The 15,102-nt window shown below is 61.1% G+C and carries 15 protein-coding genes; 7 read left to right on the top strand and 8 right to left on the bottom strand.

Annotated elements, in window-relative coordinates; all coding sequences use genetic code 11:
* Together ACHFGA_RS06030 and ACHFGA_RS06025 are read left to right on the top strand one after the other, a co-directional pair.
* Positions 1-969: NADP-dependent malic enzyme (locus tag ACHFGA_RS06030; protein ID WP_394281512.1), on the top strand; the 969-nt coding region annotated here is incomplete at its 5' end.
* Positions 970-1,044: 75 nt separating this feature from the next.
* On the top strand, positions 1,045-2,109 hold the full coding sequence (locus tag ACHFGA_RS06025) for a lipoate--protein ligase family protein (RefSeq protein ID WP_394281511.1): 1,065 nt from the start codon (positions 1,045-1,047) through the stop codon (positions 2,107-2,109).
* Positions 2,110-2,112: 3 nt separating this feature from the next.
* On the opposite strand, the gene ACHFGA_RS06020 is transcribed toward ACHFGA_RS06025, so the two are convergent.
* The 3 genes from ACHFGA_RS06020 to ACHFGA_RS06010 all read right to left on the bottom strand — a co-directional run bounded on the left by ACHFGA_RS06020 (position 2,113) and on the right by ACHFGA_RS06010 (position 5,382).
* Positions 2,113-3,675 carry a TrkA C-terminal domain-containing protein gene (locus tag ACHFGA_RS06020; protein ID WP_394281510.1) on the bottom strand — a complete coding sequence of 521 codons (1,563 nt, stop codon included), beginning with the start codon at positions 3,673-3,675 and terminating at the stop codon, positions 2,113-2,115.
* 114 nt (positions 3,676-3,789) lie between these two features.
* Positions 3,790-4,554, bottom strand: a complete 765-nt coding sequence (locus ACHFGA_RS06015) for an SDR family NAD(P)-dependent oxidoreductase (protein WP_394281509.1) — start codon at positions 4,552-4,554, stop codon at positions 3,790-3,792.
* Between the two features lie 102 nt (positions 4,555-4,656).
* A complete protein-coding gene (locus tag ACHFGA_RS06010; RefSeq protein ID WP_394281508.1) occupies positions 4,657-5,382 on the bottom strand; it encodes a DUF429 domain-containing protein in 726 nt (241 codons plus the stop codon).
* Between the two features lie 25 nt (positions 5,383-5,407).
* On the opposite strand from ACHFGA_RS06010, the gene ACHFGA_RS06005 reads away from it, so the two are divergent.
* A complete protein-coding gene (locus tag ACHFGA_RS06005) occupies positions 5,408-5,821 on the top strand; it encodes a molybdopterin-binding protein (protein WP_394281507.1) in 414 nt (137 codons plus the stop codon).
* Here the strand turns inward: ACHFGA_RS06005 and ACHFGA_RS06000 are convergent.
* The gene (locus tag ACHFGA_RS06000) at positions 5,818-6,522 is read right to left on the bottom strand and encodes an SCO1664 family protein (protein ID WP_394281506.1); all 705 of its coding nucleotides are present in this window, start codon (positions 6,520-6,522) and stop codon (positions 5,818-5,820) included. The two genes, ACHFGA_RS06005 and ACHFGA_RS06000, sit on opposite strands and share 4 nt — an antisense overlap.
* A gap of 2 nt (positions 6,523-6,524) precedes the next feature.
* A complete protein-coding gene (locus tag ACHFGA_RS05995; RefSeq protein ID WP_394281505.1) occupies positions 6,525-7,133 on the bottom strand; it encodes a histidine phosphatase family protein in 609 nt (202 codons plus the stop codon).
* A gap of 43 nt (positions 7,134-7,176) precedes the next feature.
* Here ACHFGA_RS05995 and ACHFGA_RS05990 point away from each other — a divergent pair, with 43 nt between their 5' ends.
* The 3 genes from ACHFGA_RS05990 to ACHFGA_RS05980 are packed head-to-tail and all read left to right on the top strand — an operon-like array spanning position 7,177 to position 11,316.
* Positions 7,177-8,574 (top strand): sigma 54-interacting transcriptional regulator, encoded by a 1,398-nt coding sequence (locus ACHFGA_RS05990; RefSeq protein WP_394281504.1) that lies wholly within the window; start codon positions 7,177-7,179, stop codon positions 8,572-8,574.
* Positions 8,567-10,525, top strand: coding sequence for a VWA domain-containing protein (locus ACHFGA_RS05985; RefSeq protein ID WP_394281503.1), 1,959 nt, complete (start codon positions 8,567-8,569; stop codon positions 10,523-10,525). Before ACHFGA_RS05990 ends, ACHFGA_RS05985 begins: the two co-directional genes overlap by 8 nt.
* A 5-nt stretch (positions 10,526-10,530) precedes the next feature.
* Positions 10,531-11,316: a spermidine synthase gene (locus ACHFGA_RS05980; protein ID WP_394281502.1), complete on the top strand. Its 786-nt coding sequence runs from the start codon at positions 10,531-10,533 to the stop codon at positions 11,314-11,316.
* A gap of 8 nt (positions 11,317-11,324) precedes the next feature.
* Here the strand turns inward: ACHFGA_RS05980 and ACHFGA_RS05975 are convergent, their stop codons facing one another.
* Genes ACHFGA_RS05975 through ychF form a run of 3 tightly spaced genes read right to left on the bottom strand, consistent with a single transcriptional unit; the run spans position 11,325 to position 13,576 of the window.
* A complete protein-coding gene (locus tag ACHFGA_RS05975) occupies positions 11,325-11,819 on the bottom strand; it encodes a 2'-5' RNA ligase family protein (RefSeq protein WP_394281501.1) in 495 nt (164 codons plus the stop codon).
* Between the two features lie 7 nt (positions 11,820-11,826).
* Positions 11,827-12,447 carry a class I SAM-dependent methyltransferase gene (locus ACHFGA_RS05970; RefSeq protein ID WP_394281500.1) on the bottom strand — a complete coding sequence of 207 codons (621 nt, stop codon included), beginning with the start codon at positions 12,445-12,447 and terminating at the stop codon, positions 11,827-11,829.
* A gap of 43 nt (positions 12,448-12,490) precedes the next feature.
* Positions 12,491-13,576 carry a redox-regulated ATPase YchF gene (gene ychF, locus ACHFGA_RS05965; protein ID WP_394281499.1) on the bottom strand — a complete coding sequence of 362 codons (1,086 nt, stop codon included), beginning with the start codon at positions 13,574-13,576 and terminating at the stop codon, positions 12,491-12,493.
* 57 nt (positions 13,577-13,633) lie between these two features.
* Between ychF and ACHFGA_RS05960 the strand changes: the two genes are divergently transcribed.
* Positions 13,634-15,088 (top strand): AI-2E family transporter, encoded by a 1,455-nt coding sequence (locus tag ACHFGA_RS05960; RefSeq protein ID WP_394281498.1) that lies wholly within the window; start codon positions 13,634-13,636, stop codon positions 15,086-15,088.
* The last annotated feature ends 14 nt before the right edge of the window (positions 15,089-15,102 follow it).

Below are 15,102 nucleotides of genomic sequence, written 5' to 3'. Positions count from 1 at the left end.
ACCGGCCGGACCGTCGCGGTGATTTCCGATGGCACCGCCGTTTTAGGATTGGGCAATATCGGCCCCCACGCCTCCCTGCCGGTGATGGAGGGCAAATGCCAGCTCTTCACCTCTTTCGCCGACCTCAACGCGATCCCCATCGTGTTGGACGTGCACGACGTCGATGGCATCGTCAACGCTGTGAAAGCGATCGCCCCGAGTTTCGGCGCGATCAACTTGGAGGACATTGCCGCCCCCGCCTGCTTCGAGGTGGAGCGTCGCCTCGAAGAAGAGCTAGATATTCCCGTCTTCCACGATGACCAGCACGGCACCGCCATCGTAGTCACGGCCGGGATGTCCAACGCGTGCAAGGTCACCGGCCGCCGCCTCGAAGACCTGCGCGTTGTCATTTCCGGCGCTGGTGCCGCTGGCGTAGCATGCACCCGCATGCTGCTTGATGCCGGCGTGCGCGACATTGTGGTGTTGGATTCCCGTGGCATCATCTCGAAGGGGCGGGAGGGCCTCAACCCGATCAAGGCAGCGCTTGCCGACGAGACGAATCCGCGAGGAATCACGGGCGGCCCCGAAGAAGCCTTCCGCGATGCTGATGCTTTCATTGGTGTCTCGCGCGGCCAGGTCGGCGAAGAACTACTGCGGACTATGGCGCCGGACCCACTGCTGTTTTCCCTGGCCAACCCCGATCCGGAGATCCCGCAGGAGTTGGCGGAGAAATACGGGTCGGTTGTGGCCACTGGTCGTTCGGACCTGCCTAACCAGGTGAACAACGTGTTGGCCTTCCCCGGTATTTTCCACGGTGCTCTCGCGGCCGGAGCCACGCGCATCACCACGGAGATGAAACTGGCGGCCTCGAAGGCGATCGCGGAACAGGTCGGCGACAAGCTAGCACCCGATTTCATCATGCCTTCGCCGTTGGATCCAGGCGTTGCCCCGGCCGTCAGTGCCGCGGTGCAAGCTGCTGCTAAGAACTAGGTCATCCGCCCACTCCCCCGCGACCACAGGAATTAAGGCACACAAGTGTGTTGAAATTCCGGTACAAAGGGGAGTATGACGCAATCATTTCATTCTGAAACTAAAGTCCCCGGAGGAAAACTGGTGGTCGTCGACATCGACACCGATGGCGACGTGATCACCAACGCGAAGATTTCCGGGGACTTTTTCCTCGAACCCGAAGAAGCCTACGACGCCTTGGGCCCCGCGCTCCAAGGCGCCTCGACAAACGATGACACCGCAACGCTGATCAACCGCCTGGATGCTGCTTTGGCCTCCATCGATGGAGTGGCCCTGCACGGGTTCACTACCCGGGATGTCGCACAAACCGTGCGCCGAGCAGTCACAGGAGCCGTCGATTTTACCGACTTAACCTGGGAAATCATTCACCCCGGCCCCCTGCCCACGGTGATGAACGTGGCTTTAGACGAACTACTGATGGACCAGGTTGACTCGGGTCAGCGCGGCCCCACGTTACGATTCTGGGAATGGGAGGACCGTGCAACCGTCATTGGCTCCTACCAGTCCTATGTCAACGAGCTTCACCCCGAAGGCGTGGCCGAGCATGATGTGCAAGTTGTTCGTCGTATGTCCGGCGGCGGTGCCATGTTCATGGAAGGTGGCAACTGCATCACCTACTCCCTATATGTACCCAAGGAATTGGTGGCGGGATTGTCCTATGAGGATTCCTACGAATTCTTGGACCGCTGGGTGCTGGCGGCGCTGGCCGAACACGGAGTCAACGCGTGGTATGTGCCGATCAACGACATCACCTCTGATGGTGGCAAGATCGGCGGTGCCGCCCAGAAGAGGAAGGGCTCGACCGTGCTCCACCACGTCACGATGAGCTACGACATCGACGCGGACACGATGATGGACGTGCTGCGGGTGGGTAAAGCGAAGATTGCCGATAAGGGAATCCGCTCGGCGAAGAAGCGTGTCGACCCTCTGCGCCGTCAGACCGGTGCCCCGCGCGAGGAAGTGATCTCCACGATGAAGGCTACTTTTGCCAACCGCTACGGGGCCCAGCCTGCGGAGCTCTCGCAAGAGGATCTCGACGCAGCCCAGCACCTTGTGGACACGAAGTATGCCACTGAAGAGTGGACCCACCGCGTGCCCTAAGAGTTACACCAACATGAACGGTACGACGACGATCTTGAATATCAGCGCCACCGCGAATGTTGTGGAGTAGCCATCCATGATGCGGTTATCGCTGGAGTTTTGCAGCGCGTACTGCAGCACAGCTGGCTGGCCGAGCAGGCCAGCGACCGCACCGTTGGCACGGCCGGCCGACTGGCCGAATGCCCACGCGAGGAGCAGAAGCGACCCGCAGCCCACGAGACCAATCAGGGCGGCTAGACCGATCGTGATCAAACCATCCAGAGAGAAGGCCGTCGAAGCGAAAGCCGGACCGGACGCAGTGCCAACCGACGCGAGGAACAGCATGAGGCCAAACTGGCGAATCGCGTAATTCGCCGAACGTGGCAACTGCCACGCAATGCGCCCGGTGCGGTTGAGCGCACCAAGAACCAGGCCCGAAATCAGCGGACCGCCTGCGGCGCCAATGACGAAGCTTGCCCCACCCGGCAGTGGGAATGGGATCGCTGCCAGAATGAATCCAATCGCCAGTCCGGTCGCCGTGGCAATCCAATCCAACTCATTAGCCACCTGGATCGAGTTACCCAAGTAGGTTTCCAAACGAGTGGCATTCTTGGTAGGAACGATCACTTCGATGACATCGCCTGGTGCGATGGTCACGTCGTCGGTAGCAAGCATTTCCTCGTCGCCGCGTCGAATGCGCAACGTCTGCGCGCCGAAACGGGCATATAAAGGCAGGTTATCCAGGCGGTTGCCGGCGATGTCCTGATTAGACACGCTAAATTTCTGCACCGTCAGCTGTGGCAAGCGCCGAGACAGTGGCTGAAGGGGACGTCCAATGCGCTTCACGACGTCCTTTCGCACACCTTCCTCCATCATCATGAAGACGGTGTCTCCTGGCTTTAATTCGAAGGCGGAATCGAGAACCTGGGTCACTCCATTACGGCGGCGCATGCCAGCGGTGATGCTGGAGCCGAACTCGTCAATCAGTTCCTCGGAGGTGACTGCATGCTGCACGGCCATGCGTTCGCCACGCAGCTCACTACCCGCTGAGTTGTCTTTATCTCGGGTGGCCTTCCAGTTCTGGCCGATGGTCACCGCGACTAGGAGAATTGCCACGACGATACCCGTCGGGTAGCCGATGGAGTATCCCACGGCTGGCAGGTCCGAGTCGGTTTGGACCTGGGCCAACGACAGCGAGGGGGTGGACGTAAGCGAGCCTGCGAACGCACCGACGGAGACTTCCCGTGCCACGCCGAGCAGACCACCGACCAAGACAGCAGTGACCGCTGCCAGCACAATGGAGACGATCGACATCACCATTAAGCCGAATTGCTTGCGAATATTCTTAAAGAAGGATTCGCCTGCTTCCAGCCCGATCATGTAGACGAACAACCCAAGGCCAAGATCTTGCAGCGAGGTCAAAACCGTCGCTGGCAGATCGACGACCGCGCCGACAAATAGGCCAACAAATAGGGCGCCGGCGGCACCGAATTTGATGGGGCCGAACGGGATAGCACCGAAGGCGGTACCCAGACCGATGACGATAAACAGCGTCAGCAGTACGTTGCTTTCCAGAAATCCAATCACATCGGAGCATCTTAAATGATCAGACCTATAAGGGTTGAACTACATGACGGCGTTCTGGCCGACTCACCCCCGAAAGGGAGTATGTCAACCCTGCAAGCATCTCGCTGTGTTTTCCTACCCGGCCATCCAACCGCCGTCGACCGGAATAATCGCACCGTTGACGTAGCTGGCGTGATCCGACAGTAGAAAAGCGATCACGCGAGCTAGCTCCTCCGGTTTCGCGGTGCGAATCGCAGCCTGGTGCACCGGAGCTATGGCATCCATTCCATGATCGGGGTTTAGGTCTGCAACATTGAAACCACTCGCCAGGTTTGTCTCCACGCTTCCTGGGCCGATGAGGTTGGCGCGGATCCCCCGTTTCGCATAGGTGTAGGCGGTATTACGAGTCAGCCCCACCAAGGCATGTTTCGCCATTGTATCGGCCACGCCAGAGGCTCCGCCTCGGAAGGAGGCCTCCGCCCCGACGTTCACAATGGCTCCTGTTTTTGCCTCCACCATGTGTGGCAAGACTTCTCGGACCATGTTCAGCGGCGCAAAAAGATTGGTGTCGAAGGAACGCTCAATGATTTCGTCACTGACATCAGCGGCACCTTCAAACCCATCCATCACTCCTGCGTTGTTGACTAGCCCAAGTTGTCCTCCAAGATCCACAGCGCGTTCGACCGCGGCGTGGACAATGCCCCTGTCAGTAAGATCACCGTGAATGGCTTGACCCACACCCCCTGAAGTGCTGATCTCGTCGATAAGCTCATCAACGCTGTTGGCACGGTCCACCGCAACAACCGTTGCTCCGCGACGAGCTACCTCCAAAGCCGTCGCGCGACCGATCCCCGATGCCGCTCCAGTGATGATGATCGTGTGGCCGGAAAAATCACTCATACTTCAAAATGGTAGGCCATGAGCAGCGCGCTTGCCTGCGGAATTGCATTGCGAGATCGAGTCGACGTTCTCCCCCTCGAGGACACCACCAGGCCCTAACAGTTAGCGGGTAGGGACGTGAATCCATCCCTCCACCGCAGCCGCCTCCTGCAGTTCAGCCGGGGGCGGCTGTGTCTTTCCCCGGTCGGTTTCACGGGCCACCAACGCCGCGATCACCGCGTCGAGGGCATTATCGTCTTCGCGCACGGCCTGTTCGACCGCGTCGTCGAATCGCAGTGCGGGGAATTCGCGCTTTAAGCCCTCCAGGATTTCTTCGCGTGCCGACGATTTCCCCTTCCCCTTGTAGCCACGGAAGGCGAGGCCCCACACTTTCAACGCTGCCGCTGGATAAACTTCAGCCACTCGTCCTGCACCATCACGGCGGGTATCAATCCCCTGCTGTCTCAACCGCGCTTCGATCCCCGCCCAGCGCAGCGCCGGGTAGGCGATGAGGTTGGTGGACACGCTCAGCGGTGTCATCGAGAGGCGCGTGTGGATGTCACGGTCTGTCGCGCGCAAGGCCATCGTGCGCCGCCACACCGTATTGGTGGACTGCGGTGCAGGCTGCGAATGGCGCGCATGGGCCCCAATGAACTCAGTGAATGCGATCGGCCACCCGAAAGGGACGTCGATCCCGGCGCGCTGCGAGCCCGCGATTGCCCCAACAATGTCATCATCACTCACCCCCACGGTGACGGAGGCCAAGTGGTCGTCGTCAAGCACTGCCATCCCCGTGTGCGCTGGCTCCGCGGCAAGGTCTACCCCGATGATGCTTCCTCTATTACTCATGTGATCAAGCGTATATGGTGAGACTATGTCAAAGATCAAGATCAGTACCGCAGCTCACCTCCTAGGCGTCTCCGATGACACTGTTCGTCGTTGGGTCTCCCAGGGGCGGCTCAGCTCCGCCAAGGATGAGTCTGGGCGCAGCGTGGTCGACGGCGCCGAGCTGGCGGCCGTCGCTCAAGAAATTGCCGACGAAAAGGACTTGGACGCCCTTGATGAGGGGGCCGGGAAGCGTTCGGCGCGCAACCACCTCACGGGCCTGGTCACAAAAGTCACCTCTGATCCTGTGATGAGCCAGGTTGAAATGCTGTGCGGCCCATTCCGCGTCGTCTCGCTGATCTCCACGGAGGCGGTACGCGAGCTTGAGCTGGAGGTAGGAACGATGGCCACTGCCGTGATCAAGTCCACCAACGTCACCATTGAAGGTGCCTCCCCCGCTTAAACCAACGGCCACGGGAACGGATACTCGCTGGTCGGCTGAGGTAACCACGGCAGCCGTGAAATGCGATTAGCGCGCCGTTGAAGGGCTGCGACTTCCTCAGCAGTAAGCAGCTCCGCAAGTGCGGCGGGGACGTCGTCGATCAGCGTTTCTACTTGGGCTACCCACTCTGGTGGGATGTCGGTGCCGACGAAATCCCAGATCACCGTGCGTAATTTCGGATCCTGGTGGAAGCACAGGCCGTGGTCGATCCCCCAGACCCGTTCCTCACCATCGCGCACGGTACCCAGCAGGCAGTGGCCGGACTTGCGGTCAGTGTTATTGGCCAACAAGTCGAATACCGCCATTTTCTGCAGCTGCAGATGCAGCTCAGGGCGCTGGTCCACCATCGGGAAGTAGTGCCAGCCTTCGTGTTCGATGAAAAGCTGCAGCGATCCCACCCCGAAAGGTTCAATGTCGCGCACAATCGTCGGCGGCACCAGGTTCCAGCCCAGGTGTTTGCTCAGCTCGTAGGCGGCGACCTCGCGGCGGTACAACCCTGGCGGGAAGTCATGCAGCGGGGCCTCGCCCAGTGCAGGTTTGAACACGGCCCACGCGTATTCGTCGTCAAGCGTTAAATCTAGGACAAACGTGCCGTTGGAGGAATCCTGAATCTGGGCCACCCAACCAACTTCGCCGCGGGCGAGTAATTCGAGGTCTTCCATAGCTACTCCGGCAGCACCAGGTCGCCGCGAGTGGAATTGCGCACCAGAACCTCGCGGCTGGTCGGGCCCACACGCGCCACGGTGATCGAAGTGGTATCGGCCGCAACTTTTTGAAAAGCATTCAGGTCTTGGTCATCGAGCCAAGTCACCGCAGCTTTGATGGTGTCGGCGTGGCTGAAACAGGCCACCACCTCGCCCGGGTGGGCGCGAGCAATCGCTGTGAGACCCGCGGCGATCCGGTCGCGCATTTCGACGAAACTCTCACCGCCCGGAAAACGAAAAGACTCCGGATCATTTTGCACGACCTTCCATTCTTCTAGCTTCGCCAGCTCCGTGAGCTTCGCCCCGGTCCATTCGCCGAAGTCGCATTCGATCAGGTGCTCGTCGATAAGCACCGGCAGGCCGAACTTCTCCGCGGTGGGCGCCGCCGTCTCCTGGGTACGCTCCAGCAGGGAGGAATAGATCGCGTCGAGCTGCTCGATGCGGCGGGCGACCTCGCGGGCTTGGCGCAGACCAGCATCAGAAAGGTGCAACCCTGGGGCGCGGCCGGGCAGGATCTGGCCGGTGGTGGGGGTCTTCCCGTGGCGGATCAGCAAAATCGTAGTGTCCATTGTCCCACAGTCTAATCACATCAAACATGGGTAACCTGGGGCTATGACTTCTCGACCAAACATTTCTACTCTCGGCGAACTGAAAGCTTCCGGACACACTTACCGCACCCTGCGCGAGGAACTGCGCGAGAACCTACTGGCGAAACTGCGCGCTGGCGAGGATCCATGGCCGGGACTCTTCGGCCTGCAGCACACGGTGATCCCCCAGGTCGAACGCGCCATCATTGCCGGCCACGATATCGTTTTGCTCGGCGAGCGCGGACAGGGCAAGACCCGCCTGCTACGCAGCATTACGGCGCTTCTCGACGAGTGGGTGCCCGTGGTTCAAGGTTCTGAACTGCGTGAACACCCGATGGCTCCGGTGCTGGATTCCACCCGCGAGCTGATCGAGGAAAAAAGCGATGACCTGCGCATCACGTGGTTGCCGCGCAGCTCGCGTTATTCCGAAAAGCTGGCCACGCCCGATACCTCTGTGGCGGATTTGATCGGCGATGTGGACCCAATGCGCGTGGCTGAGGGCCGGCGTTTAGGCGATCCGGAGACCATCCACTATGGCCTGATCCCGCGCTCCAACCGCGGCATTGTCGCCATCAACGAGCTTCCTGACCTGGCCGAACGCATCCAGGTGGCGATGCTCAACGTGATGGAGGAACGCGATATCCAGATCCGCGGCTACACGCTGCGCCTGCCGCTGGACGTGCTGATCGTGGCCAGCGCCAACCCGGAGGATTACACCAACCGCGGCCGCATCATTACCCCGCTGAAGGACCGCTTCGGCGCGGAGATCCGGACGCACTATCCGCTGGAGTTGGACAATGAGCTGCGCGTGATTAAGCAGGAGGCGAACCTGGTCGCCGAGGTGCCCGCGATCCTGCTGGAGATCCTCGCCCGGTTCACCCAGGCGCTGCGCAGCTCCGATGCGGTGAACCAGCGCGCCGGTGTGTCCGCCCGTTTCGCGATCGCCGGTGCGGAAACCATTGCCGCGAGCGCTTTACGACGAGCAGCCATCCACGGTGAAGACCAGGCCGTCGCCCGCTTGGTCGACCTCGAGGCGGCCGTCGATGTGCTGGCCGGCAAGGTGGAGTTCGAGTCCGGCGAGGAGGGCCGCGAGTGGGAAATCCTGGAGTACCTGCTGCGCAATGCCACCGCCGGGGCCGTGCGCGGACGGGTGCGCGACATCGATTTCGACCCACTCATCGAGGCGCTCGATGGCACGCGCACCGTATCCACCGGCGAAAACATCACCGCCGAAGAGTTTGTCTCCTCCCTCCCAGAGCTTGAGGGCAGGCTTTACGACGACCTGGTCGCCGCCTTTGTGGTGGGCGACGAAGAGCCGACTATCGGCCAGCGCGCTATGGCCATCGAGTTGGGTCTGGAGACCTTGTTCTTGTCGCGCAAGATCTCGAAGGATTCGGGAGAGGGCGACACGATCTATGGCTAATGTTCACAACTCCGGCTCCGGTCGGAACCGGCGCCGGTATACCAGATATACCGGCGGCCCCGACCCTCTGGCTCCCCCGCCGGATCTTTCACGTGCCCTCGGAGAAATTGCCGACGACGTGATGGCCGGCTACTCCCCCGAGCAGGCACTGCGCGAGTATCTGCGCCGCGCAGGTATCGATGACCTGATGGAGCGCACCTTCGAGGCGCGCCAGGAAATCCTGGACCGCTATAACCTCGGCGGCACGCTGCAGGACATCCAGAAGCTTCTCGACGAGGCGGTGCTCGCGGAACGCGGCCAGCTCGCCCGCGACATCGATATGGATGACACCGACCGCACGCTGCGCGAGATGCAGCTGGAGAACCTGCCGCACTCTCCGGCAGCGGCGGTCAATGAGCTGTCCAACTATGACTGGGCATCGTCAGAGGCGAGCGAGAAATTCGAGCAGATCAAGGACCTGTTGGGCCGAGAGATGCTGGAGCAGCGTTTCGCCGGCATGAAATCTGCCCTAGAGAATGCGACCGATGAAGACCGCGCAGCCATCAACGAAATGATGCGCGACCTGAACACGCTGCTTGCCGCCCACCGCCTAGGTGAGGACACCCAGGAGGACTTCGATAGCTTCATGGCGAAGTGGGGCCACCAGTTCCCCGAGCAGCCTGCCAATGTCGATGAATTGATCGACCTTTTGGCGCAGCGTTCTGCAGCCGCACAGCGCATGTTGAACTCCATGACAGACGAACAGCGCCGCGAACTGATGGAATTGTCCGCGCAGGCCTTCGGCTCGCCCGAGCTTTTCGCCCAGCTAACAGAGATGGATTCGCACCTGCGCACCATCCGGCCTGACTTGGATTGGACAGGCGGCGAACAGTTCCGCGGCGATCAAGGCCTCGGTTTGGGCGATGGTACTGGCGCGATCCAGAACTTGGGCGACCTCGACAACCTTGCTGACCAGCTCTCCCAAGCCCGACCAAGGGACTTAGACCTGGATGCGATTGAGAATTTATTGGGCAAGGATTCGTCGATAAGCGCCCGCACCTTGGCCGAGTTGGAGCGTGCCCTGCGCGATTCCGGACTGCTGCGCAAGGATCCGGACGGCACACTGAAACTTTCGCCGCAGGCGATGCGCAAGCTGGGGGCAAGTCTGCTGCAGGATGCCTCCGATAGCTTGAATCAGGGCCGTCGCGACTCGCACGCCGCTGGCGCATCCGGCGAGCCGACCGGTGCTTCGAAGCCGTGGGAGTTTGGCGATACCCAACCGTGGGACACCACCCGCACCATCACTAATGCGCTGCTGCGCGGCGGGGGTGCAAGCAGCCCCGATGGCGGTGTGGACATCGAGGTCGGTGACATTGAGGTCATCGAGACCGAATCCCGCACGAAGCAGGCGGTGGCGTTGCTGGTCGACACCTCATTTTCCATGGCGGCGGAGGGCCGCTGGGTACCGATGAAGCGCACGGCACTCGCCCTGCATCATTTGATTTCTACCAAGTTCCGCGGCGACGAGCTGGCCCTGATCAGCTTTGGCCGCTACGCCCAGGCCATGGATATTTCGGAGCTCACCGCGCTGCCACCGGTCCATGAGCAAGGCACGAACCTGCACCACGGGCTGATGCTGGCCCAGCAGTTTTTCGCGCGCAACAACACGATGCGCCCGACCCTGCTGGTCGTCACCGACGGCGAACCCACCGCCCACCTCGAGCCGTGGGGCGAAGCGTGGTTCAACTGGCCAACGCACCCTGTCACGCTGAGCAAGACCGTCACCGAGCTTGACTCTCTGACCCGGCGCGGCACCCACTCCACGTTTTTCCAGCTGGGCCACGACCCAGGCCTGACTCAGTTCCTGCAGGACCTGACCAACCGGGTCGACGGCCGGCTTGTCATCCCCGAGCTGGAGGAACTGGGTTCGGCCGTGCTGGGTGAATACCTGCGCTACCGGGGACAATGGTGACCACCGTGGCCAAACCCCATAAGCCACGACACCCGAAGAAGCGTATTGCGGGCGAGTACCCCATCGATACCGGTACCGCCCGCATCGTGGCGGATCCTGCCCGCGACGGCTCCTATGTCCTCGAGCTCAACGATGTGCCCTCCTCCCAGATCATCCTCGGGGCCCCGCGCGTGCTGGTCTTTCCGTACATGCGCTGGATCGCCGCTGCTATCGAACCGCTTCTCGACGAGCGCCCACTCGCCCACGTGGTCCACCTTGGCGGGGCGGGCTGCGCGTTACCGTCCTTTGTGGCTGACAAATTTCACGCCTCCCGCAACACCGTCGTTGAATATGATGCCGCGCTCGCCGATCTTGTGCGCTGGGCATTTGAGCTTAACGACGACCTCCTGTTTGAGATCAGCGACGCCCGTCAGGCCGTGGCCGAACTCCTCGATGATGAAGCCGACGTGATCATCCGCGATGTGTTCGCCGGCCCCGACACTCCGATGCATGTGCGCACCGCCGAATTCTTCCTCGAAGTTCGGCGAGCACTCGCTCCGGGTGGCATCTATATCGCCAATGTCGGCGACTACGCAGAGTTACCGCACGCGCGCGAAGAACTAGCCGGAATGTTGGAAGTCTTTGAGCACGTAGGCGCGATCGGCCCGCGCGATATGCTGGAAGGGCGCGCGTACGGAAATATTGTGTTGTGGGGCAGTGATCAGCCGCTTGAGTATCTCGGTGCCGAAAGTCACCGGGGTACCCAGTGGGCCCACGAGTTGGCCGCCACTACCCCACCGCTGCGTGACTAAAGCACGTCTTAGCCCAGCTCAGTGAGTTTCTGGAAGCGTGGCTGCCACAGCACCGCCTGGTGGCCCGCGATGTCTTTGAAGTGGCCGGAGGTCTCCTCGTCAAGCGCTGCGATGTACTCAGGGACGAGGCCGCGTGGGATGCGCAGGCCCATCGTCAGGTGCGGTACCCAGCGCGCGCCGCGGCCCTCTGGGTTGAGGGCGCTGAGCTCGCGCGCGGCCGCTTCCAATTCCTCGGATGCTTCGAGCAGCCAGCAGACTGTTTGTTTCGACTTGGTGCCGAAGACGACGATGCCCGCACGGCGCAAGGTGGCCGGTAGTAAAGGCGGTAGAAGCTCGCGGGCCCGCTCCACCACGTGTGGGGCCATGTCCTTGGCAAAGGTGATGGTGATGTGCGGGCTCTGGTGTTGTTTCGGCAGGCCGCGGGCCTCTAGCGCGGCGAAAATCTCGCGGACATAGGCATCTTGTTCCTCCGGCAGGCGGAGCAAAATATTGTCAGGAGACATACCTGCGTTATACCAAGCGCCGGCCGATGACGACTCGGTCCACCGTATGGTGCGCGCCGCGGCCGCCCTCGATGTGGCGCTGCCGGTCTTCGGCTGTGACGAGTTCCCACTCCTCCGGTCGCGCCGCCAGGGCCTGCTCTGCGTCCTCGGGCAGGTACATTCCTGCGAAGTGTGGGCGCTCCGCCAGTGCTTCTTCATCGACGACATGGTGGACAAATAACAGATGCCCGCCCGGCGCTACCAGCTCCAGCAGCACGTCGATCGCCTCGGGGTGGGCTTCTTTGCGCACTGCGGGATACATGGCGCTGACTAGGTCGAACTTCCCAGCTCCGCGCAGGTCAGTAATGCCCGCGGCTTTCCACGTGACGTTGCGGTCTTTGTCGTGAAGCACTGCGCGGTCAATGGCAACCTGCGACGGGTCAATGGCGGTCACGGTCCAGCCATGTTCTGCGAGCCAGAGGGCATCGGCGCCCTCCCCGCACCCGACGTCCAAGGCTGTACCCGGCGCAAGATCGCCGGCGACATCGACAAGTGCATTGTTGGGGTTGCCGCTCCACATGTGGCCGGACTCGCTATAACGAGCGTCCCACTCAGCGGCATCGGAAGAATACTGTGGCGAACTAGTCATGCCCGCCACCGTACCCCAGACGGTATCGCCCGCAGCTCAGGCGCTACACGTTGAATTTAAAGTCGCAGATGTCGCCATCCTGCATGATGTAGTCTTTGCCCTCCATGCGCACCTTGCCCTTCGCGCGGGCCTCAGCCATGGATCCAAGCTCATCAAGATCCTCAAAGGAAACGATCTCCGCCTTGATGAAGCCCTTTTCAAAGTCCGTGTGGATCACGCCGGCGGCCTGCGGCGCAGTATCGCCCTTACGGATCTGCCAGGCGCGGGCCTCCTTGGGGCCAGCGGTCAGGTAAGTCTGCAGGCCCAGGGTTTCAAAACCAGCTCGCGCCAGCGTTTGCAGGCCTGGCTCATCCTGGCCGACAGACTCCAAGAGTTCGGCGGCATCATCGTCGTCAAGCTCGAGCAGCTCAGTCTCGGTTTGCGCGTCGAGGAACACTGCTTCAGCGGGTGCCACCAGCTCGCGCAGCTCTGCCTTGCGGTCCTCATCGATCAGTACTGCCTCATCAGAGTTGAAGACATAGAGGAAAGGCTTCGCCGTCATCAGATGCAGGTCACGCAGCAGTGTCAGATCGACCTCACCGTTTTTCGCCGCTGCGAACAACGTCTTGTCATCTTCGAGCACAGCCTGCGCCTTCTTCGCCTCCTCGACCTGGGGCGCCATGTCCTTATCCTTCTTGGCTTCCTTCTCCATGCGCGGCAGGGCCTTCTCGATGGTCTGCAGGTCCGCCAGAATCAGCTCCGTATTGATCACGGAGATATCTTCCTGCGGGTCAACCTCACCATCGACGTGGATCACGTTCTCGTCGGAAAACGCGCGAACTACCTGGCAGATAGCGTCGGCCTCGCGGATATTCGCCAGAAACTCGTTACCCATGCCTTCGCCCTCAGACGCACCCTTGACGATGCCGGCGATGTCCACGAAGGACACCGTGGCGGGCAAAATGCGCTCCGAACCAAAGATCTCTGCGAGACGGTTCAGGCGGTCGTCGGGAAGCTCGACGACGCCGACGTTCGGCTCGATGGTGGCGAACGGGTAGTTCGCTGCAAGCACATCGTTGCGCGTCAAGGCGTTAAATAGCGTCGATTTACCGACATTGGGCAATCCAACAATTCCAAGTGTAAGGCTCACAGGCGCTTATCCTAGCTCACGTGGGAATTAAGAACACGAATAGGGCAATATAGAGACGTGACTACTTCAGGGACGAGTTCAGGTAAGACTCCACGCGACCGCGCCGATGTCGATTCCAGCGACGCTCACAAAAATTCTGCGTCCGCAGATATCGACGACGTCACCGAGTCCTTCGCCGACGAACGCCCCGACCAGATCGACCGGGCGGTCGTGGTCAATTCATGGCTGAAAACCGCTGCGCTGTTCGCGCTTCGCCTACTCATCATCGGCGTCGCCTTGTACGCCTTGTGGTACGTCCTCAAAACCTTCTGGGCCGGCGTACTTCCGGTGATCCTGGCGGTCATCGTGTGTACGGTACTGGCTCCGCCCACCACGTGGATGCGGCGAATCGGAATCCCGTCAGCGCTTGCTTCACTGATTTCTCTCCTGACATTCTTCGCCGGCTTGGGTGTTCTGGTTGGCATCATCGCCCCGGACATCGCCGCACACTCCCAAGTGCTTTACCTCCAAGCGGTGGAGGGCGTGCAGCGCCTGCAGCTGTGGGCGCAGGGTGAGCCCCTCAACCTTGACGCTGAGGATATCGACCAAGTGGTCAACGATATCGCTTCGTGGTTCCAGGAGCAGGCAGGCACCATCGCAAGCGGTGTCTTTGCGGGCATTTCGACGGCCACGTCCATGGTGCTAACAGTCGTGGTCATCCTAGTGTTGACCTTCTTCTTCCTCAAAGATGGGCACAAGTTCCTTCCCTGGGTACGCTCCGCCGTCGGCCGTCGCGCCGGACTGCACGCCACTGAGGTGCTCACCCGCGCATGGAAGACGCTGGGCGGATATGTCCGCACTCAGGCCATCGTGTCCTTCGTCGATGCCGCGTTTATCGGTATTGGCATTTGGATCGTCGGCGTACCCATGGCGTTTACCCTGGCAGTGATCACCTTCATAGCGGGCTTCATCCCCATTGTTGGTGCGGTGACAGCCGGAGCCCTCGCCGTGATCGTGGCGCTGGTCTCGCTCGGTTTTACCGAGGCGGTCATCGTGTTGGTCATTATCTTGGCGGTCCAGCAGATCGAGGGAAACGTCTTGCAACCGGTACTGCAGTCCAAGGCGATGAACCTGCACGCCGTCATCGTGTTGATTTCCGTGTCTGTCGGCGGCGGCCTGTTCGGCCTCGTTGGCGCCTTCCTGGCCGTTCCTTTCGCCGCCATGGTCGCCGTGGCGTTCCGCTATTTCCAGGACATGACTGCCCTGCACGCGGGCGAGAAGATTACCAGCGAGATCGAGTTTGTCACCCACGAAGGCGAACTCATCGGAGAGATTTCCGAGCGCGAAGCCCATCAGCAACGCCGCGCCTGGCGCGAGGAACTGGGCTGGGAGCCGGAAAATGTGCCGGAACCACATCTCGATGACATCGCAGAGCTTAACGACGAAGCGCCGTCCCGCAAACGGGCCTTTACCCGGGTCCCCTCGCGCACAATGGCACAAATATTCGAAAAGATTAAGCGCCTATCGAAGTGATGTCCTAAGCGTGT

It is taken from the genome of Corynebacterium sp., from assembly GCF_043426755.1.
Lineage (GTDB): Bacteria > Actinomycetota > Actinomycetes > Mycobacteriales > Mycobacteriaceae > Corynebacterium.
The sequence above is the reverse complement of the archived record's forward strand: the minus strand, read 5'-3'. Positions and strand labels throughout refer to the sequence as shown.